Source organism: Thioalkalivibrio sp. ALE12 (assembly GCF_000381105.1).
In the GTDB taxonomy this organism is placed as follows: Bacteria; Pseudomonadota; Gammaproteobacteria; order Ectothiorhodospirales; family Ectothiorhodospiraceae; genus Thioalkalivibrio.
In genome coordinates, this window is sequence record NZ_KB905905.1 from 499,166 (window position 1) to 522,558 (window position 23,393).

The following is a 23,393-nucleotide window of genomic DNA, read 5'->3' on the forward strand; positions in this document are numbered from 1 at the left end:
TTGGCAGGGGCTTCGCGGCCAAGGCCGCTCCCACAAAACAACCCCCACAAATCCACTCCGACCAGACTACTTCCTCCAGCCCAATCCTACAGGTGGGCTGATCAGGCGAGGAGCTGGGCGAGGTCGTCGGGGCCGAGGATGGGGATGTCGAGGGATTCGGCTTTGGTGACCTTGGAGCCGGGGTCGGCGCCGGCGATGACGGCGGTGGTCTTTTTGGAGACGGAGCCGGTGACCTTGGCGCCGCGGGCCTCGAGGGCGGCCTTGGCTTCGTCGCGGGTCATGGTGTCGAAGCTGCCGGTGAGGACGTAGGTGTTGCCAGCGAGTGGGGCTTCATCCCCCGTCTCGGTAGACTCGCGGCGGGGCGGATCGGGCCAGTGGACGCCGGCGTCGCGCAGGGCCTGGATCACGTCGCGGTTGTGCGGCTCGGCGAAGAAGTTGGCGATGTGCTCGGCGACGATGGGGCCGACGTCCGGGACCTCCTGCAGGGCCTCGGCATCGGCCTGCATCAGTGCGTCGAGATTGCCGTAGTACGTGGCCAGGTTGCGGGCGGTGACCTCGCCCACCTCGCGGATGCCGAGGGCGAAGATGAACCGCGCAAGCGTCGTCTCGCGCGCCTGTTCCAGGGCGTTGACGAGGTTGGCCGCGAGCTTGGGCCCTACCCGCTCCAGCGCCTCCAAGCGCTCGGCATCCAGCGCGAACAGATCCGCCGGGCTTTGCACGATGCCGCCGTCGGCCAGTTGCTCGATGATCTTTTCGCCGAAGCCCTCGATGTCCATCGCGCGGCGCGAGACGAAATGCTTCAGCGCCTCGCGCCGCTGCGCGGGGCAGACCAGCCCGCCGGTGCAGCGGGCCACGGCCTCGCCCTCCGGGCGTTCGATGTGCGAGTCGCACTCCGGGCAGGTTGCCGGCATCTCGATCGCGCGGGTGTCCGCCGGCCGTTCGCCGCCGGCGCGGCCGACCACCTCGGGGATCACGTCGCCGGCGCGGCGCACGATCACGCGGTCGCCGATGCGCACATCCTTGCGCGCGATCTCGTCCATGTTGTGCAGGGTGGCGTTGCTGACCATCACGCCGCCCACCAGCACCGGCTCCAGGCGCGCCACCGGCGTCAGCGCGCCGGTGCGGCCGACACGGAACTCGACATTGCGCAGCGTGGTGGTGCGTTCCTCCGCCGGGAACTTGTGGGCGATGGCCCAGCGCGGCGCGCGCGAGACGAAGCCCAGCGCCTGCTGGTCGGCCAGGGCATCCACCTTGTACACGATGCCGTCAATCTCGTAGTCCAGCCCCGCGCGCCGGGCGGCGAGCCGTTCGTAGTAGTCGAGGCAGGCCTCTACACCCTCCAGCACCTCCCGCTCCGGGCAGGCCGGGAAGCCGAGCTCCCGCAACCAGTCCAGCGTGCCGGACTGGGTGTCCGGCAGGGTGCCGCCTTCCACGAAGCCCACGGAGTAGGCGAAAAAGCTGAGCGGCCGGCGCGCGGTCACCTGCGGGTCCAGCTGGCGCAGGCTGCCGGCGGCGGCGTTACGCGGGTTCATGAATCCGCGCTGGCCGTCGGCCTCCAGGCCGGCGTTCAGGCGCTCGAAGTCGGCGCGGCGCATGAACACCTCGCCGCGCACCTCCAGCACCTGCGGGGCGTCGTCGGTGAAGCGGTCGCCCAGGTGCAGCGGGATCGGACGAACGGTGCGCACGTTGGCGGTCACGTCCTCGCCGGTCTCGCCGTCTCCGCGGGTGGCGGCCTGGACCAGACGCCCATTCTCGTAGATCAGGCTGATGGCGAGCCCGTCCAGCTTGGGCTCGGCCATATAGGTCACGGCGGCCTCGAGGCGTGCCGGGTCGCCGGTCTGCTTCGCCAGGCGTTCGCGCACGCGGCGGTCGAAGTCGCGGATCTCTTCCGCCTCGAAGCCATTGGCCAGCGACAGCATCGGCAGACGGTGCCGCACCGTGGCGAAGCCCTCGGCCGGCGCGGCCCCGACGCGCTGGGTAGGCGAGTCGGGGGTGACGAGCTCGGGGTGCTCCGCCTCGAGCTGCTCGAGTTCGCGCATCAGCGTGTCGAACTCGGCGTCCGAGACTTCGGGATCGTCGAGTACGTAGTAGCGGTAGTTGTGGTGCTCGATCTGCCGGCGCAGCGCGTCCACGCGCGCCGCGGCAGCCGCCGAATTCTGCCCGGCCGGCGTACCCGACGGGCTCATCGCGTGCTGCGCCGGCGCAGCACGTCCGGGCGGTGGCGGCGCAACCAGTCGTTCAGGTCCTCGCGCATGTAGGCCAGGGTCTGGTTGGTCGCGGTGGACTGCTGCGCGTCCAGGATGCTGCCGCCCAGGTCGCGCGCCAGCACGTGGGCATGCTCCAGCAGGGCCTCGAAGGCCCGCTGCGGCTCGGCACTGCGGTGCACCTGGGTGAACAGCGTGACGCCGGGTGTCATCATGTCCGCCAGGTCCTCCTCGCGCAGGGTGCCCGGCGGCACCATATTGGCGGCGGAGAACAGCGGCACACGGTTGTCCGTCTCCGGTTCCTGGAAGTGGTAGATGTCCATCTCGCCGGGGGTCATGCCGGCGCGCTGCATGGCCGCGCCCAGGGCCACGCCGGTGAACGGCTTGTTTCGCGGGGCCACCACGTGCAGCAGCAGGATCTTCTCGTCGGTCGCGCGGCGCTCGGCCTTCGGATTGCGCCCGACCACGCGCGGCTCGGAGACATACTCGCCCAGGGTCTCCATATCCGGTGCCGGCTTCTCGATCAGGTCCGGGTCCACCTCGTGGTCCGGGTGCAGGTGCTCGCCCAGGGTGTCTTCGGCGCGTGCGGGCTTGAGCCGTTCCGGACGCACACGCTCCATGCCGGCGCGCAGGCGGGCGCCCATGCCACCGAGCGCCGCCCGCACACGCTCCACCGGCGCGCTCGCCCGGCCCTTGCGCCGGGTGTGTACCGGGCGGTCCTCCGGCGACGGCTCGAAGGCACCGTGCGGCGGGGGCGGCGTGGGCTCCTCGTCGCTGTCCAGCACCCCGTAGATATCCTGGGCGCGGTCGCCCCGGCGTCCGTAGTCGGGCTCCAGGTCCGGTTCGTCGTCGTTGGCGGTTACGCCCAGATGAGGCTCGTGGCGCTGCTCGCGATTCGCACCGGGGAGGTGCGGCTCCTCGAATGCGGGCTCGCGCGCCCCGCCGGTGCGAACGCTGCCGGTATCCAGCGGATCCCCCCAGCCCGCCTCCGGCTCGGAAACGCTGCCGGGCTCGGCCGGCTCGAACCAGCGCTTCTGCCCCGGCTGCTCACTGGCGCGGATATGCACCGCCTCATCGCCCCAGTCCGCGGCATCGTCCTCCTCGTCGCGCGCTGCCGCGCGCGTGCGCAGGCGATGGCCAAGCCAGATCCCCGCGATCAGGGCAATCCCCAGTATGACCAGACTGATGCGCATCCAATCCACGCAGTACCTCGTTGTGTTGCTGTTTTGTGCCGTGGGCTACCAGGGCGCAAAGCCCGCTAGAACACGCTGCGAAGCCCCCGGAGATTGCTTCGCTTCGCTCGCAATGACGGGGCGGTTCGTTCAGGCCTCCGCCAGCTCCACGGCCTCGTCGATATCGACGCTGACCAGCCGCGACACGCCCGGCTCGTGCATGGTAACGCCAATCAGCTGCTCGGCCATGGCCATGGTCGCCTTGTTGTGCGTGATGAAGATGAACTGGATCTGCTCCGACATCTCGCGCAGCAGATCACAGAACCGACCGACGTTGGCCTCGTCCAGCGGGGCGTCCACCTCGTCCAGCATGCAGAATGGCGCCGGATTCAGCTCGAAAATCGCGAACACCAATGCCGAAGCCGTGAGCGCCTTCTCACCTCCGGACATCAGATGGATGGTGGACAGCCGCTTGCCGGGCGGGCGCGCCATGATGGTCACGCCGGTATCCAGCAGGTCGTCCCCGGTCATCTCCAGGCGCGCCTCACCGCCGCCGAACAGGCGCTGGAACTTGTGCCCCAGCCCGGCATTCACCTGGTCGAAGGTCTGCTTGAACAGCGCGCGCGTCTCGCGGTCGATGCGGTGCATCGCCGCCTCCAGGGTCTCCAGTGCCTCGATCAGGTCGGCGTGCTGTTCTTCCAGGTAGCGCGAGCGTTCCTCCAGGCTACGCGCCTCGTCGATGGCTGCCAGGTTGATCGGCCCCAGCTTTTCGATCTTGCGGTCCAGTTCGCCGATCGCCTGCTCCCAGGCCGGGACGGTGGCGTCCTCCGGTAGCTCGGGCGCAAGGGCCTCGGCGGCAAAGCCGGATTCCTGGAACTGGGTCTTCAGTTGCTCGATCTGCACCGAGCGCTCGCGCAGGTCCAGGCGCAGTTCCTCGCAGGTCGAGCGCTGCGCCTCCACGCGATTGCCGAGCTCGGTGCTGGCACCGGCCAGTTCGCGCAGCCGCGCGTCGCAGGCCTCCAGGTCGGCGCGCGCCCGGGTCAGGCGTGCCTCGGCCTCCTGGCGCTGCTCCGCGGCGGTCTGCAGGTCCGCGCGCCACTGCTCCAGCGGGCCCTGGCGTTCGCCCAGCCCCTGCGCCAGGCGCTCGCGGCGCTGGGCATCGTCCTCGCGCTGGCGTTCCAGGCGGTCGCGCTCGTTGTGTTCGCGCTCCAGGCGGTGGCGCGCCTCCTGTTCGGCCATGCGCGCCTGGTTCGCCGCGTCGCGCGCCGCGCGCAGCGCATCCCGGGCCTCGGACTGCGCGCCGCGCGCGGCCTCGACACGCGCCTCCAGCGCGGCGCGGTCGGCCTCCAGGGTCTCGATGCGCGCCAGCGCCTCGTTGCGCTCGGCCTCCGCGGTCGCGAACTGTTCGCGGGCGCGCGCGGCCTCCTCGTCCAGCTCGCCCGCCTCGCGGTCGATGCGTTCCTGCTGCTGCTCGAGCTGCCGGGCCTGGTCACGCAGGCGCTGGACGCGGCGCTCGCGGTCGTCGATCTGGGCCTGCTGCTCGCGGATCTGCCCGTCCAGCGCCTCGCGCCGGGCGCGGGTGGCCGCGAGGGTCTCGTTGCGCTCTTCCAGCGCGGCCTGCAGGCGGTTCACATCGGTCGCGAGCTCCTCCTGACGCTCCTGCAGCTCGCGCGCCAGCCGCACCCGCGCGACCGCGCCGCTGGCCCCGCCCTCCAGAGTGCGATGCGCGACCCAGCCCGGCCCCAGCCAGGTGCCATCCGGGGTAATCACGCTCTCGCCCGGACCCAGCGTCGCCACCCGGGCGCGGGCGGTTGCGAGATCGTCCGCGCACTGCACCGTGGCGAGCCAGGCGGTGACCACCGGCGAGCCCTGCACGCGAGCGGCCAGGCTGCCGGCCGGCGCCTGCGCCCCCTGCGGCACCTCGCTATCGACCAGGCGCAGCATGGCGTCGGGCAGATCCGGCGCGGCCTCGGCGTTGGCGGTCACGGCGGCCTCCAGCCAGGCCCCCAGGACCATCTCCACGGCGGTGTCCCAGCCCTCGGCGACCTCCAGCTGCCGCACCAGCGGGCGCGACAGATCCAGCCCGTGTTCGCGCGCCCAGGCGTCGCGCCGGGCGCGGGTCTCCTGCGGGTCGTCCTCGCCGGCGAAGTGCTCCAGCCCCGCCAGACGCCCGGCGACCTCGCGCGCCTCGCGTTCGGTGGCGTGCAGGCGGTCCTGCTCCTCGCGCTGGGCCTGTTCCAGTTCGGCCAGCGCGTTCTGCTGCTGTTCGCGATCGCCCTGCAGGGCCTGCAGCCGCTCGCGCAGGCCGGCCAGTTCCGTATCCAGGCGGTCCGCCTCGGTACCCGGGTGGGTCTGCGGCAGGGCCGCGCGCTCGGCCTCGAGGCGCTCGCGGCGCTGGGCGACCCGCTTGAGCAGGTGCTCGGCGTTGTCCATGCGCGAACGCGCGAGCTGCGCGTTCTGGCGCGGCTCCGCCAGCGAGCGTTCCCATTCGGTGAGGGCCTCGCGCGCGGCTTGGTATTCGGTCTCGGCCTCTTCCGCGGCCGCCTCCAGACGCTCGCGCTCGGCCTCGGCGGTGGCAGTGGCCTGCTGGCGTTGCGCGCTCTCCTGCTCGGCCTGAGCGATGCGCGCCTCCACCGCCTGATGCTCGCCGGCGGCGGCCTCGATGCGGCTGTCCAGCTGGCGCAGCTCGGCCTGTTCGCGCGCCAGTTCGTCCTCGGCATGGCGAATGGACTGCTCCAGCCGCGAGACCTCGGCGGCGCGATCGTAGTAGGCACTCTGCGCCTGGGTGGTGGCGGCCTCCAGCTCAAGGCGCTCCTGACGCGCCTGTTCGGTGCCGGTCTGCGCCTTCTGGGCCTCGGCCTGCGCCTGGGCCAGCGCGGTCTCGGCATCGTTGAGCCGGGTGCGGCTGGCCTCCATCTCGCGTTCCTGCGCCTGCAGGCGCAGGAGGATGGCCTCGGCGCGCTTTTGCCGGCGTTCGGCCGCCAGGGCCTGATAGCGCTCGGCGGTGGCGGCCTGGCGGTTCAGGCGCTCGGCCTGCTTGGCCACCTCGTCGCGCACGTCGTCCAGGCGCTCGAGGTTCTCGCGGGTGTGGCGTACGCGGTTCTCGGTCTCGCGCCGGCGCTCCTTGTACTTGGAGATGCCGGCCGCCTCCTCCAGGTACACGCGCAGCTCCTCCGGCCGCGCCTCGATCAGGCGCGCGATCATGCCCTGCTCGATGATGGCGTAGCTGCGCGGCCCCAGGCCCGTGCCGAGGAACAGGTCTACCACGTCGCGCTTGCGCGCACGCTGGCCGTTGAGGAAGTACTTGGACTGGCCGTCGCGGGTCAGCGCGCGTTTGACGGCGATCTCGCCATAGCCGCTGTACTCGCCGCCCAGGCGGCCGTCGGAGTTGTCGAAGACGAGCTCGATGGAGGCCTGCCCCACCGGCTTGCGGCTGGAGGAGCCGTTGAAGATCACGTCCTCGCTGGAGTCCCCGCGCAGGTGCTTGGCCGAGGATTCGCCCATCACCCAGCGCACGGCGTCGATGGTGTTGGACTTGCCACAGCCGTTCGGCCCGACCACGCCCACCCGATTGCCGGGCAGGACGAGGGTGGTCGGGTCCACGAACGACTTGAAGCCGGCCAGCTTGATTCGGGCGAGTCGCACGTTCGGCGCTATCCGCGGTCAGGGAACTCGGGGTTAGAATGGTACACGCTTACACCCTCAGAGTGACCCGCCCCCGAGCACCTGGCACCTGTCCCGCTGTAGGAGCCTGCTAGCAGGCTCCCACAGGGGGCTGTCACACGCAGGGGCCACCCATTCAACGACGAGAGACGTAGATGCCCAGCCAGCCGAGCAAGACCCTGGAGACCTTCGACAATCCGGCGCCGGAGAACGACTTCGCGATCTATATCCGCGTACCGGAATTCACCTGCCTGTGCCCCGCGACCGGACAACCGGACTTCGCCGAGCTGCACATCCAGTATGTGGCGGACCAGAAATGTGTGGAGCTGAAGTCGCTGAAGAACTACATGTGGTCCTACCGGGATGAGGGGGCCTTCCACGAGGCCGTGACCAACCGCATCCTGGCCGATCTGGTGGCGGCGACCGACCCGCGCTACATGCGCCTGACCTCGTACTTCAACGTGCGCGGTGGCGTCTATACCACCGTGGTCGCGGAACACCGCAAGCCCGGCTGGACCCCGCCGGAGCCGGTGCAACTGCCCTCGCCCACGCGCAGCCCGCTCGACATGAACGGCTGAGCTCGCGCGCGATGCACGCCATCGGCATCGACCTCGGCACCTCCGGGATCCGGCTCGTGCTGCTGGACCCGGCGGGCGAGCGGATCCATGCCGCGCAGCGGGCGCTGCCGGCCTCGGTCGGTGGCGAGGAGCAGCGGGCGGAGCAGAACCCGGCCCTTTGGTGGTCCCATGTGCGCGAGCTGCTGCGCGAGGCCGCTACGCATCTGAACGGCCAGCCGGCGGCAATCGCGGTGGACGGGACCTCGGCGACCCTGCTGCGCCTGGACGCCGATGGACGCCCGACCCACCCGGCTCTTATGTACAACGATGCCCGGGCCACCGACATGCTGCCCGTGCTGGCCGGGGTGGCCCCGGCCGCTTCCGCCGTGCACAGCCCCAGTTCCTCGGCCGCGAAGCTGCTGTGGTTGCGTCGCCACGAGGGGCTCTCGGGCGTGCGCCGCGTCCTGCATCAGGCCGACTGGATCGCCGGGCGCCTGCGCGGGCGCTTCGACCACATGGACGAAAACAACGCCCTGAAACTGGGCTACGACGCCCTGTGGGGGGGATGGCCGAACTGGCTGCAGGAGACCCTCGGGACCGACGCCGCCCTGCTGCCGGAGGTGGTCCCCGCCGGCACCGTGCTGGGCCCAGTGGACCCGCAGGTGGCGGAGGCACTGCACCTGAACCCGGCCTGCCGGGTGGTGGCCGGCACCACCGACAGCATCGCCGGATTCCTCGCCTCCGGCGTCGCCGATGACACCACCGGGGTCACCAGCCTGGGCTCGACGCTGGTACTCAAGCAGCTGGCACCGGAGCCGATCTACGCCCCGGAACTGGGCATCTACAGCCACCGCTTGCTGGGACGCTGGCTGGTCGGTGGCGCCTCCAACAGTGGCGGCGCCGTACTGCGCCAGTACTTCGACGACGCGGCGCTGGAGCGACTGAGCGACACCATCGACTCGGAGAACGACAGCGGGCTGGACTACCGGCCCCTGCCCCGAACCGGCGAGCGCTTCCCGGTCAACGATCCCGAACTGGAGCCGCGTCTCGCCCCCCGCCCCGATGACGACGCGCGCTTCTTGCAAGGGCTGTTCGAGGGGATCGCCCGCATCGAGCGCGACGGCTACCGCCGCCTGACCGAACTGGGCGCCCCGCGCGTGGAGCACGTGGTCTCGCTCGGCGGCGGCGCCCGAAACCCCGTATGGACCCGCATCCGCAGCCGCATCCTCGAATGCCCGGTCACCCCGGCCGCGGATGACGACGCGGCGCGCGGAGCCGCCCGCCTCGCGCGCATCGGCGTGGGTCTGGAGCCCGGCTTCACGGACTGACCGTCTCCTGTGCCGACAAGACCCATGTAGGAGGCCAGCCCTCTGGCCGATGGGGGGCATCACCAGCATCCCATCGGCCAGAGGGCTGGCCTCCTACAGGAAATCCGGGGGCAGGGCCTAATGGTGGTGATCGATGCTACATTCCGAAGGGAACACCACAACAAAGGGATACGACATGCACTGGACGCGAGTTCTCGGGATTGCCCTGCTGGTGGGCGGGATCATTCTGCTGGTGATGGGCTATAACGCGACCGAAAGCCTGGGCGAGGAGCTGCACCAGGAATTCATGGGGCGCTACACGGACGAGACGCGCTGGTACCTGATCGCGGGCGGCGTGATGTCCGTCGTTGGGCTGGTGCTGGCGATCTTCGGGGTGCGCCGCTGAGCCCACCGTGCCGGCCCGTTCGCTCCGCCTGACCCCGCTGTTCGCGTTCCTGGCACCCTTTCGCGGGCTTTCGCGCGTATTCGAGCCGGGCCTGCGGGGCCTGGTGATCGGGCCCCTGATCATCAACATCGTGGTGGTGATCGGGCTTGCGGCGGCGGCCGCACTTGGCTTCGAGGCGCTGCTGGCCGCGTGGCTCCCGAGTGGCTGGGACTGGCTGGCCTGGCTGCTATGGCCGTTGTTCGCCCTGGCGCTGCTGGTGGCCTTTGCGGTATCGGCAGTAGCCCTGGCCGCGATCATCGCCAGCCCGTTCTCCGGCCCGCTGGCCTACCGTACCGCCCGCGGCCTGGGCCACGAACCGCGCCAGCCGGCGCGCTCGTTTCTCGGCGAGATGGGTCACGCGAGCATCACCGCGCTGCGCAAAACCGGGTACTACGCCCTGCTGTTCATCCCGGTCCTGGTGATCACGGTGATCCCCGGGCTGAACCTGCTGGCCGGACTGGCGTGGTTCCTGTTCGGCAGCTGGGTCCTGGCCGTCGAATTCATGGAAGCCCCGCTGGCGAACGACGGCCTGGAGTTTGCGGCGGTCCGCCAGACCCTGCGCGCCCACCGGCTGGAGACGCTCAGCTTCGGGGCCGGCACCACGCTGCTGGCGATGGTGCCGGTGGTGAACCTGCTGCTGGTCCCGGCCGCCGTAATCGGCGCAACCCACCTGCGCGTGCGCCTGCCCGACCCCCGGGGCAACGCCTAAGGAGACGCTGATTGAATCGCACGTCCGCGCTCGAGTCGCTTTTGCGTGCGAACAAGGCGCGGTGACTGCCGTGCAGTCATTCTGCACAAGGGAACCGCAACGCTGTGCGCACGCCCGTTTTTGATAACAACGGGCGGCCGAGCCCCTGCTTTCAATGGCTTGTGGGGTTGGTGCCCCCTGTTCCCCGATCCTGCGTTGCGCCGCTTGCGGGTAGAACCACTACCCGCTGCACGACGCGCCTTGTCTCGGAACGTTTGTCTCGAACAACTGGGGGGCACCAACGCGGACGTGCGATTCAATCAGTGTCTCCTAAGGCATTTTTCACCACAGAGAGCGCGGAGGGCACAGAGAACTGCAAAAGCCGGGTTACAGGAAGTAGGGAAGGACGCTGGAAGGAATAACAACGGCCGGGTCCATTCCTCCGGAATCATCGATCTCGGAGGCAAGCCTTCCGGGGCAAGGCGACTCGCCGAAACCCTGCGAGCCCCAGGCCCTCCAGCCCATCATCCCTTCCAACCTTCAAACCTTCCTGTAAACCGCCCTTGCCCTTCTTCGTGCCTTCGTGCGCTTCGTGGTGCCAAACGCCCTTGACCTCGTGAGAGGCGGGATCCGAATCAGCCCAGTAGCGCATCCAGCGGGTTGTCGGTCGGCAGCGGGCGCATGCGGCCCTCGCGCAGCTCCTGCGCGACGCCCTGCAGGGAATGGCGGCGGCTGGCGCCCTGGTCGAGCGACAGGAAGAGATAGCCGCGCGTGGCCTCGCCGCGCCACACGAGGCCCATGCGGTGCAGCTGCCCGCTGGCCTTGTCGACCAGTTCGAACCACTCGCCGGTGCGCATCCGGCTGGCATCGAAGACCCAGGGGTCGTCGAGATCGGTCAGCAGATCCGGGTCGTCGTCCTCCAGGCGCGTGGCGCGACGCGCCTGGATGCGTGCCTGCGGGTCGAAGCGCGGCTCGTCGGCCGCGGCACGGATACGCTGCAGGTGCGCCTGCCCGAGGTGCTGCACCACCGCCTTGATGCGCGCCTCGTCGGCGCCATGCTCGCGGGCGGTGGCGACGATCTTCTGCACCAGCGGATTGACTTCCTGCGGGGTGACCCCGTTGCAGATCGCCCGCACCACCTCCTGAACCTCGGCGTCCAGGACCTGCACGGCCGCCTCGTCCACGGCCAGGAGGTCTTCCCAGGCCTCGGCGATCTGCTCGGCGGCGCGCTCCGGCAGCTCGGCACCGGTTTCCAGCACGCATACAGTCAGGGTGCGTCGGGCGCGGGCGGCGCGTTCCTTCTCGCACATCGGCTCGGCAAGTGCGTCCGCCTGCGCCTGCCAGTGCGCGTCCTGCTCCGCCCGGGCCGTATCCCATTCCTCGCGCAGGGCCTGTGCGCCGGCGCGATCGAGGACATCGACCTCCTTTTCCAGGCGTTCGACGCTCTGGCGCATCGCGTCGAGATAGCCTTTGACCAGCGCGGCATCCTCCGCGCCGTTGTCGGGGCTGATGCGCACACCGGTGTTGATCAGGCTGCCCACCCATTCACGCAGCGGGTGGGCGGAGTCGTGGAAGAATTCGAGATCGCGGCTGACCACGCGCGCGAGCAGCGGTTGCAGCTTCAGCATGATCGCGCGGAACTCGGGATGGCACTCGAGCTGGCGCGACACCTCGGCGAACACGCCCGCCAGCACACCCGTGATGACGTCCTCCAGGGGGGCCTCGACCGCCGAGCCACCGGCGCCCGCCGCCGGGCCCATACCCGCCCCGCCGGCGGCCAGCAGCCAGCCGGAGGACGCCGCCCATTGCTGCCAGGCCTCCGGGGCCGCATCCGCCGCGGGCATCGGCGCGCGGGCCGCCACGCCCACGCCAGCGCCGGCTTCCGAAGTGGCCGCCTCGTCCGCCTCGGTCGCGGGCGCCGCCGCGCCGTCGGGGGCCGGTTCGGCGCTGGCGGCGCCCCAGCTCGCGCGAGCCGCCGGCCGGTCCAGATCGCCATCCGGTTCCTCGGAAACCGGCTCGCGGACCAGCCCACAGGACTCCACCGTCTCGACCACGAAGGCCAGGGTCGGCGCGGCGGTGCTGCCCAGGCAGCGCACATACCCGCGCATCAGATCGAGGGTCATGTCGGTACGGCCGAACTGGGCCTCGGCGGTCTCGATCAGGCGCTCGTACCAGTTCAGCGGCGACCACGGCGCCCAGCCGGGGTGCTCGAAGCGATCCTCCTCGCGCGCCGCCTGCAGGAAGACGAACCAGGAATAGCGATTGTGCTCGCGGACAAGCCCTTCCAGCTTGTGCCGCAGGGAGCGGCGGGTGGACTGGTAATCGTCCAGGATCTGCAACCCGGAGTTGTCGCCCGCGTAGCTGGAACCGGAGAATTCGTACTTCGGGGGATAGGTCGTGGCCAGGAAGTCCCGTTCCAGGGCCTCCTCGAACTGGCGGCGCAGCACGAACTGATAGCCCTGAAGCTGGTTGGCCCACTCGCTGCTTTCGGAATCCTTGCCGCCGGCGGTCCAGTCCCGGGCGATCGCCTCCAGGCAGCGGTCGAGGTGGTCCGCCACTCGTGGAACGATGCCACGCGCCAGTTGCTGGCGCTGCGCATCCGACAATCCAGCCAGTCCCGACCAAAGCTTCGCTGGATCGGCCCCCGGGCCTTCCCGGCCTTTCTGCTCCGTGCCTGCCATTGCTTGGGTGCCCTCGTCTAGCCGCGCGATTGCCCCCGTAAGTTCAACGTGAGGCACCCAATAGTGTACAGGCGCGGCAAAAGCAGAGCATCCGGGGCAGCTTCCGGCTCGATCCTACGGAAACACTGATCAAGGTACACGCTCGCGATCGAGTCGCTTTTGCGCGCGATTAAATCAGCTTCTCCCTAGCCCGATTCAGTCGTCCAGTGGCTGCGCGCCCACCTGGACCATGTCGCCTTCGATGCGCACGGGGAACCGGGTCAGCGGCTCTTCCGCCGGCGGCTCCATGACCTCGCCGGTGCGCAGACAGAACTGGGCATCGTGCATCGGACAGGTAATGCAGTCGTCGGGGTCGATCTCGCCGTCGGCGATGGGTACATCCTCGTGGGTACAGAGATTCTCCACCGCGAAATACTCGCCGCCGAGGTTGAAGATGGCGACCTCGGTATCCGCCGTCTCCACCAGGCGATGGTCTCCATCCTCGATCGTCCCGACCGGGGCTACATCAATCCAATGTGTCATTGCGTCTCCCTTGGCAAAACCCGGGGTTCAGGCAGCAGATTCGTTCAACGGGCGGATGCACGCAGGGCCGCAGTGGCGGCCGGGTCAATCTCGATCCGCCGCCCTTCTTCCGGGTGATAGGAAAAGCGCCCGACTACGCGCAGGTTCTCGCCCAGGTGGTCGCGGACCGCCGAACCGGGGGTAACCGCCACCCGGTTGATGGCGTCGTCCTCGAGCCAGTAATGCTCGGGATCGTCGAAGCGGTTTACCACTCCCGCGGTTTCCACCAGCTCGCCGTCAAACGCCGGCGCCGACGCCGCCAGTTGCTCCAGCGTTACCGGCGCCACGCGCTCGCCACCGCAGGCTACCAACAAGGCTGACGCTACCAACCCCAGAATCAGGGCCTTCATCCCCTTCCACACGATCGTTTCTCCCGGTTCCGCTCACGGCGCATGCCGCATCCTTCTCCATACAGCCTAACGAAAGGGGCATTCGTCGTGCCGATTCACCCGCGAATCACAGGCTCAAGCGAGACGGTTCGCTGCCGTTACCCGGGAATGACGACCCGCACACGCACCCGACAGGGACGCTCAAACGCATGAATTCGGCACATCAGAACCGCTCCCGCTCGCCCTCGCGAATGACCCGGCCTCGGTCGAGCGCCGGCCCGAAGGCCACGGGGGCACTGGACCCGAACGAACGGCGACACCTCGCTCCAAGGGAAGACTGGGTGGAACTGGCGGAGGAGACCCTCAGGCTGATCCGGCAACTGCGGGTTTAGGTACTGCGGCGCACCGTGCGTTAGCGGGCGTGCTGGGCAAGCCAGCGGTCCAGGGCATTGCCGAAGGCCTGGCGGTCGCGAGGGCCCAGGGCCGCGGGACCGCCGGTATCCACGCCGCTCCCGCGCAGGGTGTCCATGAAATCGCGCATGCTGAGGCGCTCGCGGATGTTGTCGCGGGTATAGAGCTCGCCGCGTGGATTGAGCGCCTGGCCGCCCTTCTCGATCACCTCCGCGGCCAGCGGGATATCGGCCGTGATCACCAGGTCGCCCGCCGCGAGGCGCCGGACAATCTCGTTGTCGGCCACGTCGAACCCGGCACCCACCTGGATGGAGTCGATCAGCTTGGACGGCGGCGTGCGCATCGGCTGGTTGGCCACCAGGGTCATCGGCGTCCCGGTCCGCTTCGCCGCGCGAAACAGGATTTCCTTGATCACAGCGGGACAAGCGTCCGCATCCACCCAGATCTTCATGGGCCTCCTTCCGGGGCGTTCAATGACGGTTGCGGTACAGGGTATCGGTTCGCGGCGCCTGGCACATTTTTCGCCGCCCGGATTGGCACCCGCACAAGCCCCGCGCTATCCGGGACCTGAACAGGAGACACCTGCTCCTGCCTTCAAACAGGGCGTGCGTTCCGGTCAAGCCACGCATCCAACCCGCAAGGAGCATCCCATGGGCATCGAAGTTACCGGCATTCTGGGCCTCGTCTGGCTGCTGATCGTAATTTAGGGAAACACTGATCAATGCACACACTCGCGCTCGAGTCGCTTTTGCGTGGGAACAAGGCGCGGTGACTGCCGTGCAGTCATTCTGCACAAGGGAACCGCAACGCCGTTCGCGCGCAAAAGCGGCCGAGCCCCTGCTGTCAATGGCTTGTGGGGTTGGCACCCCAGGTTCCCCGATCCTGCGTTGCGCCACTTGCGGGTAGAACCACTACCCGCTGCGCACCGCGCCTTGTCTCGGAAAACCTGGGGTGCCAACGCGAGCGTGTGCATTGATCAGTGTTTCCCTAAGCCATCGTGCGCACCGCGCAAAGCCCCGCCGGCCCGGTCGTCAAGTTGCTGTGGATCCTGATCCTGCTGTTCCTGCCGCTTCTGGGACTGATCGCCTGGCTGCTGTTGGGCCCCCGATAGGCGCCCGTCGCGCCCGTCGCGCCCTTCACAGGCGGCGCAGAAACGCCGCCAGGTCTACGTCCCGGCCCTCCAGTTCGCGGAGCCGCGCAAGCAGCGCTTCCTGAGAGCCGAACCGCTCGTGATCAAAGCCCGGGGCACGGGATGTCCGCTGCGGCCCCGGGATACCCGCGTCCGGGTCCGCAGCACGCCAGCCGAAGTCCGGTGGCGGGGCGGCCGTCCGCGTATCGGCAACCGGAACGGCATCCCGCTCCGCAGGGGCCCGCGGGCTCGGCGGATCGGCGGGGCCCTGCGCCTCACCCAACGCGACATCCTCCGCAACCTCGGGGGTGGCCGCCTCTTCCGACGGCGCATCGACCGAAGGCTCAACCCCCTTGATGGCCGGTCGCCCCGTGCGCGCCCGGTACTGCTCGTGCAGGGTGTTCAGGACCTCGGCCAGGGCTTCCGGGTCCGCCACCTCCAGCGCGTTCTCGAAGGCCCGGCGCAACGGGTCCAGGCCCTGGTCGGCATCCACCTCCGGCGGGGGCGTCTCGCCGGCCGGGGAATCCACAGCTTCCTGGACCGCCGTTGTCGGCGGGGCCGTGGCTTGGGATCCGCCATCCCCGGCGGAACCGACAGCGGATCGGGGAGCGGGTGGAGACCCCTCGAGCCGCCCGCGCCAGAAGCGGCTGAAGGCCGCGTCGGGCCCCTGCGGCGGGTCGTCGTCCAGCGCGTTGGCCAGGCGCTGATACGGGCGGACCGACGGATCGCCCTCGGCAAACAGCGCGACCGGATGCTGCAGGGTGACCGCCGTGCGCAGGCTCTCGTCGCGCTGGACGAACCCCAGGAAATCGACCCGCGTATGCAGGTATTTTTCCACCGCGTTGCCGAAGCGCTGGAACACGCTGCGCGCCTCGGCGACGTCCGCGACCATGTTGACGACCACCCGTACATCCAGCGCCTGCCGGCGCAAGGCGAGTTTCAGCAGGGAGAAGGCGTCCGTCAGGGAGGTCGGCTCCGGGGTGAGCACCAGCAGGACCTGATGGCTGGCCGCGAGGAAGTCCAGCGTGGTGTCGCCGATGCCGGCGGCGGTGTCCAGCAACAGGTCGTCGAAATCCGATTCGATGCGCGCCAGCTCCGTGACCAGGCGCTGCTGGTGGGCCTCGGAGAGCTCGGCATATTCGCGGATACCACTGGCGCCCGGGATGATCCGCAGGCCATGGGGCCCTTCCAGGAGGATCTCCTCGATGCCGCATTCCCCGGCCAGCACCTCGGGCAGCCCCCGTTGCGGACGCAGCCCCAGCAGGATGTTGATGTTGGCCAGCCCGGTGTCGCCGTCGAGGATGCACACCCGCCGCCCCCGGCGCGCCAGGGTAATCCCGAGGTTCACCGCGAGGCTGGACTTGCCCACGCCACCCTTGCCACTGGCCACGGCCAGGACCCGTGGCCGCGCCACCGCTGCGGATCGGGGATCCGCCGAGGCACTGCGATCGGACATTGCGGCTCCCTGCATGGCACTCATCGGCATGGATTGAGGAAACCCTGATCGGTAAAGGATGACGGCGAACTCACGGCCGGTCTACCCCGTCCGGTAGCGCGTCCGAATACCGCACAGTATAGTCGGTTATCAAGAGCGGCCCGGCGCGCAGGCGCCACACGGTGCCACCACCGGGTTCGCGGTTCGGGCAACTGAGACGGCGGGTCGGCTACAGCGTCTCCGGGGAACAGCATGGCGAGGGTCAACACGGCAACGGACGCATTACCCAGCCTGCCCCAGGCGCTGATCCCCGTTCTCGATGCCACCCAGGCAGATGAAGCCGATTTCCAGTCCCTCGCCCGCGCCATCCTGCAGGATGCCGGGATGTCCGGCCGCCTGCTGCAGGCCGCCAACTCCCCCTTCTACTACCGCGGCTCGCCCTGCCGCACCATCGACCGCGCCCTGTTCAGCCTGGGCCTGGACACGGTGCGCAGCCTGGCCCTCACCGCGGCGATCCAGCAGCTGTTCGGCCAGTTCGCACCCCGGCATCGCAGCTACCTGCGTGTGATCTGGCGCCGCGCCCTGACCACCGCCAGCCTCGCCCAGGTCCTCGCGACCCTGACCCGCTACCCCCGCCCGGAAGAGGCCTACCTGGCCGGGTTGCTGATCGACATCGGCCGCCTGATCCGGCTTGCCGGAGACGAGGGCCACTACTGGCCCCTGCTGCAGGCGGCGGAGGATGACCCGCACCTGGTGGCCCTGGAACGCGACAGCTTCGGGTGCCACTACGGCGAGCTGGGCGGTGATTGCCTGGAGACCTGGGGCCTCGGCCCTTTCGTGGCCGATGCCGTGCGCTACCACCTGGAGCCGGCCGAACGCGTGCGCGATGCCCACCACCTGGTGAAGCTGGTGAACCTGGCACATGCCATGGCGTGCCTTCCGGCCACCCTCGCGGCCAGCACCGAGGCCACCTGCAACGAAACAGCGCTGGCCGCCGCCGACACGCTGTTCGGCCTGAACGAGGGTCTGGCACGGGCCCTGCGCGAACGGGTGGCCGAAGATGTCCGGCGCATCGCCGGCTCGCTGGAGATCGATCTCGACGCCCCCGCGCCGGGTCCAGAGACGCAGGACGGGCCGGAATCGAACGACCGGGCAGCCGAACGCGCCCTTGGGGCACGGGTACGGGACCTCACCGAACTGGAACGGATCAACGCGGAGATGGCCCGCGCGACCCGCCTGCAGGACCGCTGCCTGGCCGCGCGGCGCACCCTGTTTTTGACCCTGGGCGTGAGCCAGAGCCTGCTGTTTCTGGTCGACGACGACCAGCAGTCGGTCTCCGCCTGGGTAGAGGATGACGAGACACCCGATTTCACCCTGCCGCTGCTGCCCGGGCGCAGCCTGGTCACCGACACCCTGCTGGACCGCGAAATCCTGCGTCACGAGGAGGAAAACGCCGCCGGCCTCCCGGTGATCGACCAGCAGCTGTTCCGCCTGTGCGAGGCGGAACGCCTGTGGAGCTTTCCGCTGCTGGCCGAGGGTCAGCAGCCCGCCGGCGTGCTGATCCTCGGGCTGACGCACGGCCAGGCGGAGGGCCTGGAACCCCGCAGCGACTTCATCCGCTCCCTGACCCGCGAGATCGCACGCGCCCTGACGCAGCCCCGCCCCGAGCCCCGAGACACGGACGCTACCGAACAGCGCATCCGCGAGACCGTGCACGAGGCCGGCAACCCGCTCAGCATCATCCAGAACTACCTGGGCGTGCTGCACCACAAGCTGGGCGCGGAGCACGAGGCCCGCCACGAGCTGGGCCTCATCAAGGACGAGATCGACCGGGTCGGGCGCATCCTGCTGCGCCTGCGCGATCCGGAGGCCGCCGCGACCGGAGAGACCGGACCGGGCTCGCTGAACGCACTGGTGCGCCAGGTCGCGGACATCGTCGACGGATCCCTGTGCCGGACCCGGGGCATCCAGCTCCACCTGGACCTCAGCCCGTCGGACCCGCCGCTGTCCGTGTCGGCGGATCACCTGCGCCAGATCCTGACCAACCTGCTGAAGAACGCCGCGGAGGCGCAGGAGAACGGTGGCGAGATCAGTATCGCCACCCGCGCCCCGACCACGGTCAACGGCCGCCGCGTAGTGCCCTTGTCGGTCACCGACAAGGGACCCGGCCTGCCACCGGCGGTCCAGGCCGCCGCGTTTGCGCCGGTGGCGTCCAGCAAGGGGCCGGGCCATGCCGGCCTCGGGCTCAGCATCGTCAAGCGCCTGACCGAGGAGATCGGTGCGGGCTTCACCTTCACCAGCACAAGCGCCGGGACGCGCTTCGAAATCACCCTGCCCTTGGTCACACAGGGGACAGCGGACGCATCAGGGATGACGCAACCATGACGCCCTGAGGCCTTGATGACCGACCGCGACACGCCGATCGACCCGCAGTCCGTCCGCATCCTGATCGCCGATGACGATCCCGGCCTGCTCGAAAGCCTGCGGGGCCTGCTGAGTCTGGAAGGCTATCCCGTACGCACCGCCCCGGGTGGCGGCGCCGCCATCGAGGCCCTGCGCGAAAAGCACTATGACCTGCTGCTGCTCGATCTCGCCATGCCGGAACTCGACGGTCTCGATGTCCTGCGCTTCATGCAGGCCGCCGGCCTGGAAACCCTGACCGTGGTGGTGAGCGGCAACAGCACCGTGGAGGACGTCGCCGGAGCCCTGCGCGAGGGCGCGCACGACTATCTGAAAAAACCCTACGAACCGGCCGAACTTCTGGCGACCGTACGCAACGCGCTGCAGCACAAGGCGCTGGAAGACGCCAACCGCGCCATGCGCGCGCGTCTGGAGAAATCCGAGCGCCTGCACCGCATGATCGTGAACAACTCGCCCGACATCGTGTTCGTGCTGGATGCGGAACACCGCTTCCGTTTCGTGAACTCGCGCGTCCACGAACTGCTGGGCTATGCCCGTCAGGACCTGCTCGAGTCCTCCATCCTGGACCTGGTCGAACCCGAGGACCGCGACAAGGCCGCGTATTTTTTCGAACAGGCCACCCGCCGCCAGCCCCATATCCGCTCCGTCGAACTCGCCCTGAAACCGGCGCGCCCGTCCCACACCCGGCACTTCTTCGAGGTCGCGGTGTGGCCCAACGGGGCCGGGGACGAAAACGCCGAGGGCCGGCATGAGGCGCTGACCTACGGCACCGCCCGCGACATCACCGAGCGCAAGGAATCCGAGGCCTTCATCAACTTCCAGGCCTACCACGACCTGCTCACTCGCCTGCCCAACCGCGCCCTGTTCCGCGACCGCGTGGATGTGGCTATTTCCCACGCCCATCGCTCCGGCACGCAACTAGCCGTGCTGTTTATCGACCTGAACCGCTTCAAGGTGATCAACGACTCGCTCGGGCACACGGTCGGCGACCGCCTGCTGCAGGGCGTGGCGCAGCGCCTGCAGGGCTGCATCCGCAAGGGGGACACGCTGTCGCGCTTCGGCGGCGACGAGTTCACCCTGCTGATACCGGGTCTGGCCAGCAGCGAGTCCGCCATCCAGGTGGCCGAGAAGATCCTGGAGAGCCTGCAGGCCCCGTTCCAGATCGGCGACCACGAACTGTTCGTCGGCGCCAGCATCGGCATCGCAATCTACCCGGATGCCGGCGACAACCTCGAGGCCCTGATCAAGAACGCGGACATCGCGATGTACCGCGAAAAGAGTACCGGCAAGACCGGGGTGCGCGTGTACAGCCCGGACATGGGCGGCCACCCCCCGCGCCGGCTGCAGCTGGAACAGGACATGCGCCGCGCCCTGGAGCGCGACGAGTTCCATATCCTCTATCAGCCTCAGGTCGACACGGAAACCGGGCAAATGGTCGGCGTCGAGGCGCTGATTCGCTGGGACCACCCGCAACTGGGGCTGCTGGGCCCGGCCGAGTTCATCCCGGTCGCCGAGGACACCCGCCTGATCGTGGATCTCGACCGCCTGACCCTGCGCACCGCCATTCGCGAGGTGCAGCAGCACATGCAGTCGGGCTATCCGGAACTACATTTGGCCGTGAACCTCTCCCCCGTACTGGTGGAGCGCGACGATTTCGTCGAGGACTTCCTGGGCATCCTGGGCGAGGCCGGCTTCCCGCCCGATCTGCTGGAGGTGGAGATCACCGAGAACCTGCTGATGAGCGACACCCCGGACACGGTGCACAAACTGAACCGGCTGGGGGCCGCCGGCGTGCAGATCGCGGTGGACGACTTCGGCACCGGCTACTCGTCCCTCAGCTACCTGCAGAAGCTGCCGATCCATACCCTCAAGATCGATCGCAGCTTCACGCAGACCATCTGCCGCGAGGACGAGGCCTGCATCGTCAACGCGATCATCTCCATGGCGCGCGGCCTGAACATGAATATCGTGGCCGAGGGGGTGGAGACCGACGCCCACCGCGATTACCTGCGCAAGCTGGAGTGTCCGATGATGCAGGGCTTCCTGTTCGGTCAGCCCGCCCCGCTGCACCGCCTGCTGGAGAACGACGCGATCGCGCCCCGGCCCGTAGCCTGTCAGTAGGCCGCGACCACGACCGCCTGCTCGACCTACTCGACCGCGGCCACCTGCGACTCGGTATCCGCCAGGAAGCGGTGCCCCTGGCGCAGGCAGTAGCGCAGCCACTTGTACAGGAACCGGTTGTGCCGCCAGCGACAGACCAGGCCCGGGTGGCCGCTCAGCATCTCCGGGACGGCACCGTCCCCGATGGTCCGGCAGTGCAGCTCCAGCACCTCGGCCTGGCGCGCGTCATGGAACAGGCGCACGCGCATGTCTGGCTGCTCGCGGCGTTCACCCTGATGATCGAACCGGTAGGTGAGGTGCAGCGTGGTGGTATAGCGGGTGCGCTCCAGCACCTCCAGGTACAGATCCAGCGCGCCCGCCACCCGCGAGACCGAACGCACCGGCTGCCGCTCGAGTTCGGGACACAGACGGCGCAGCGCGAGGTAGTTCTCCTCGTACATCTCCATCAGTGCCGCGAAGCTCTCGGGCCTGGGTTCCAGGTGGGACGGGGTCTGACGCTCCAGCAACATGTCGCGCAGTCTAACAGGCCAGGGCGGCTTCGCCGCGAGCGCCAGTAGTGCCAGGCGGGACACCCCCCGGGGTTTTTGGTACCTTCGAATCGACCAACAAGGATCCGCGACCCCATGGACATAAGCGTCGTCACCACCCGGCCCTTTTCCGACCAGAAGCCCGGCACCTCCGGCCTGCGCAAGCGCGTCCGCCAGTTCCGCCAGCCGCACTACCTCGAGAACTACATCCAGAGCATCTTCGACGCCTGTCCCGACCTGAAGGACGGCGAACTGCTCCTGGGTGGCGACGGGCGCTTCCACAACCGCGAGGCGATCCAGCTGATCCTGCGCATGGCCCTTGCCAACGGTGTGAAGAAGGTCGCCGTGGGGCACGCCGGCCTCCTGTCGACCCCGGCCGCATCGCACCTCATCCGCTCGCGCGGGGCGACGGGCGCCCTGATCCTGTCTGCCTCGCACAACCCGGGAGGCCCGGAGGGCGATTTCGGGGTCAAGCTCAACACCGCCAACGGCGGCCCCGCTCCGCCCTCGGTGACCGACGCCATCTTCGAGCAGAGCACCCGCATCCAGCACTACCGCATCGCAAATGGCACCGAGCACGTGGACATCGATCACCTGCACGCCGGACAGCTGGGCGACATGGCCGTCGAGGTGGTCGATCCGGTCGGGACCTATGCCGATTACATGGCCACCCTGTTCGACTTCGAGCGCATCGGCGAACTCCTGCGCTCCGATCACTTCCGCATGCGCTTCGATGCCATGCATGCCGTGACCGGCCCGTATGCCGAGGAGATCCTGGTCAACCGCCTGGGGGCCCCGGCCGAGACCATCCTGCGCGCCGAGCCGCTGGCCGACTTTGGGGGCCGCCACCCGGACCCGAACCTGTCGCACGCGCGGGAGCTGCGCGAGGCCCTGTACGGCCGCGATGCCCCGGATTTTGGCGCCGCCTCGGACGGTGACGGCGACCGCAATATGATCCTCGGCCGGCATTTCTTCGTCACGCCCTCGGACAGCCTCGCGATCATGGCGGCCAACGCCCACCACATCCCGGCATTTGCCGACGGCCTGAAGGGCGTGGCGCGCAGCATGCCTACCAGTCAGGCCGTAGACGTGGTCGCCACAAAGCTGGACCTCCCCTGCTTCGAGACCCCGACCGGCTGGAAATTCTTCGGCAACCTGCTGGACGACGGACGCATCCGGCTGTGCGGCGAGGAAAGTTTCGGCACCAGTTCCGACCACGTGCGCGAAAAGGACGGCCTGTGGGCCGTGCTGTTCTGGCTCAACCTGCTGGCGGCCCGGCGCCAGTCGGTGGAGGAGATCGTGCGCGATCACTGGCGCCAGTACGGACGCCATTACTACACCCGGCACGACTACGAGGCCGTGGAGAGCGACCGCGCCGAACAGGTGATGGCACGCATCCGCGAACAGCTCTCGGTGCTGCCGGGGCAATCCCTGGCCGGCATGCGCGTGGCGCGCGCGGACGACTTCGCCTACCGCGACCCGGTGGACAACAGCCTGACCGAGCACCAGGGCCTGCGCGTGCTGTTCGAGAGCGGTGCCCGCATCGTCTTCCGGCTGTCCGGCACCGGCACCGAGGGCGCCACGCTGCGCCTGTACATCGAGCAGCACGAGACCCATCCGGAACACCTCGATGCCGACCCGCAGGAACTGCTGCGTCCGCTGATCGAGGCCGCCTCCCGGCTCGGCGACATCCCCGGCCTGACCCGCCGCGAGAAACCCGACGTCATCACCTGACCGGGCCC

17 protein-coding genes and 1 pseudogene are annotated in these 23,393 nt (G+C 69.2%); 9 read left to right on the top strand and 9 right to left on the bottom strand.

What is annotated here, in order from left to right; translation table 11 throughout:
* Positions 1-101: 101 nt before the first annotated feature.
* The 3 genes from ligA to smc form a co-directional block, all read right to left on the bottom strand.
* Positions 102-2,186, bottom strand: a complete 2,085-nt coding sequence (gene ligA, locus F614_RS0102300; RefSeq protein ID WP_019558181.1) for an NAD-dependent DNA ligase LigA — start codon at positions 2,184-2,186, stop codon at positions 102-104.
* A complete protein-coding gene (locus tag F614_RS0102305; protein ID WP_018880490.1) occupies positions 2,183-3,397 on the bottom strand; it encodes a cell division protein ZipA C-terminal FtsZ-binding domain-containing protein in 1,215 nt (404 codons plus the stop codon). The genes ligA and F614_RS0102305 overlap by 4 nt, the downstream gene beginning before the upstream one ends.
* A gap of 129 nt (positions 3,398-3,526) precedes the next feature.
* Complete coding sequence (smc, locus tag F614_RS0102310) at positions 3,527-7,021, bottom strand: chromosome segregation protein SMC (RefSeq protein ID WP_019558182.1); 3,495 nt, start codon at positions 7,019-7,021, stop codon at positions 3,527-3,529.
* A 173-nt stretch (positions 7,022-7,194) separates the two neighbouring features.
* On the opposite strand from smc, the gene queF reads away from it, so the two are divergent.
* The 4 genes from queF to cysZ all read left to right on the top strand — a co-directional run bounded on the left by queF (position 7,195) and on the right by cysZ (position 10,057).
* Positions 7,195-7,617: a preQ(1) synthase gene (queF, locus tag F614_RS0102315; RefSeq protein ID WP_018878344.1), complete on the top strand. Its 423-nt coding sequence runs from the start codon at positions 7,195-7,197 to the stop codon at positions 7,615-7,617.
* A gap of 11 nt (positions 7,618-7,628) precedes the next feature.
* Entirely contained in the window at positions 7,629-8,924 is a 1,296-nt protein-coding gene (locus tag F614_RS0102320; protein WP_019558183.1) for an FGGY-family carbohydrate kinase, read from the top strand.
* 175 nt (positions 8,925-9,099) lie between these two features.
* On the top strand, positions 9,100-9,309 hold the full coding sequence (locus F614_RS0102325) for a DUF3185 family protein (RefSeq protein ID WP_018875710.1): 210 nt from the start codon (positions 9,100-9,102) through the stop codon (positions 9,307-9,309).
* 7 nt (positions 9,310-9,316) lie between these two features.
* On the top strand, positions 9,317-10,057 hold the full coding sequence (gene cysZ, locus F614_RS0102330) for a sulfate transporter CysZ (protein ID WP_018875711.1): 741 nt from the start codon (positions 9,317-9,319) through the stop codon (positions 10,055-10,057).
* 614 nt (positions 10,058-10,671) lie between these two features.
* Here cysZ and F614_RS0102340 read toward each other — a convergent pair.
* From F614_RS0102340 to F614_RS0102355, 4 genes are all read right to left on the bottom strand, one after another.
* The gene (locus tag F614_RS0102340; protein ID WP_018878347.1) at positions 10,672-12,642 is read right to left on the bottom strand and encodes a DUF1631 family protein; all 1,971 of its coding nucleotides are present in this window, start codon (positions 12,640-12,642) and stop codon (positions 10,672-10,674) included.
* Between the two features lie 270 nt (positions 12,643-12,912).
* Complete coding sequence (locus tag F614_RS0102345) at positions 12,913-13,239, bottom strand: non-heme iron oxygenase ferredoxin subunit (protein WP_018875713.1); 327 nt, start codon at positions 13,237-13,239, stop codon at positions 12,913-12,915.
* A 44-nt stretch (positions 13,240-13,283) separates the two neighbouring features.
* Entirely contained in the window at positions 13,284-13,628 is a 345-nt protein-coding gene (locus F614_RS0102350; protein WP_019558184.1) for a hypothetical protein, read from the bottom strand.
* Positions 13,629-14,019: 391 nt separating this feature from the next.
* A complete protein-coding gene (locus F614_RS0102355) occupies positions 14,020-14,469 on the bottom strand; it encodes a YaiI/YqxD family protein (RefSeq protein ID WP_018866806.1) in 450 nt (149 codons plus the stop codon).
* A 22-nt stretch (positions 14,470-14,491) separates the two neighbouring features.
* Between F614_RS0102355 and F614_RS14765 the strand changes: the two genes are divergently transcribed.
* Both F614_RS14765 and F614_RS14215 read left to right on the top strand, forming a co-directional pair.
* Complete coding sequence (locus F614_RS14765) at positions 14,492-14,725, top strand: hypothetical protein (RefSeq protein ID WP_155986819.1); 234 nt, start codon at positions 14,492-14,494, stop codon at positions 14,723-14,725.
* Positions 14,726-15,009: 284 nt separating this feature from the next.
* Positions 15,010-15,129, top strand: a pseudogene (locus F614_RS14215) (PLDc N-terminal domain-containing protein); the annotation flags it as partial.
* Between the two features lie 25 nt (positions 15,130-15,154).
* Here F614_RS14215 and F614_RS0102365 read toward each other — a convergent pair.
* Positions 15,155-16,603, bottom strand: a complete 1,449-nt coding sequence (locus tag F614_RS0102365; RefSeq protein ID WP_019558185.1) for a MinD/ParA family protein — start codon at positions 16,601-16,603, stop codon at positions 15,155-15,157.
* 231 nt (positions 16,604-16,834) lie between these two features.
* On the opposite strand from F614_RS0102365, the gene F614_RS0102370 reads away from it, so the two are divergent.
* Together F614_RS0102370 and F614_RS0102375 are read left to right on the top strand one after the other, a co-directional pair.
* Positions 16,835-18,967, top strand: coding sequence for an HDOD domain-containing protein (locus tag F614_RS0102370; protein WP_026329785.1), 2,133 nt, complete (start codon positions 16,835-16,837; stop codon positions 18,965-18,967).
* Positions 18,968-18,982: 15 nt separating this feature from the next.
* Positions 18,983-21,124: an EAL domain-containing protein gene (locus F614_RS0102375; protein ID WP_018866810.1), complete on the top strand. Its 2,142-nt coding sequence runs from the start codon at positions 18,983-18,985 to the stop codon at positions 21,122-21,124.
* 26 nt (positions 21,125-21,150) lie between these two features.
* On the opposite strand, the gene F614_RS0102380 is transcribed toward F614_RS0102375, so the two are convergent.
* The gene (locus F614_RS0102380) at positions 21,151-21,633 is read right to left on the bottom strand and encodes a DUF1249 domain-containing protein (RefSeq protein WP_018866811.1); all 483 of its coding nucleotides are present in this window, start codon (positions 21,631-21,633) and stop codon (positions 21,151-21,153) included.
* Positions 21,634-21,747: 114 nt separating this feature from the next.
* On the opposite strand from F614_RS0102380, the gene F614_RS0102385 reads away from it, so the two are divergent.
* On the top strand, positions 21,748-23,385 hold the full coding sequence (locus F614_RS0102385; protein WP_018866812.1) for an alpha-D-glucose phosphate-specific phosphoglucomutase: 1,638 nt from the start codon (positions 21,748-21,750) through the stop codon (positions 23,383-23,385).
* The last annotated feature ends 8 nt before the right edge of the window (positions 23,386-23,393 follow it).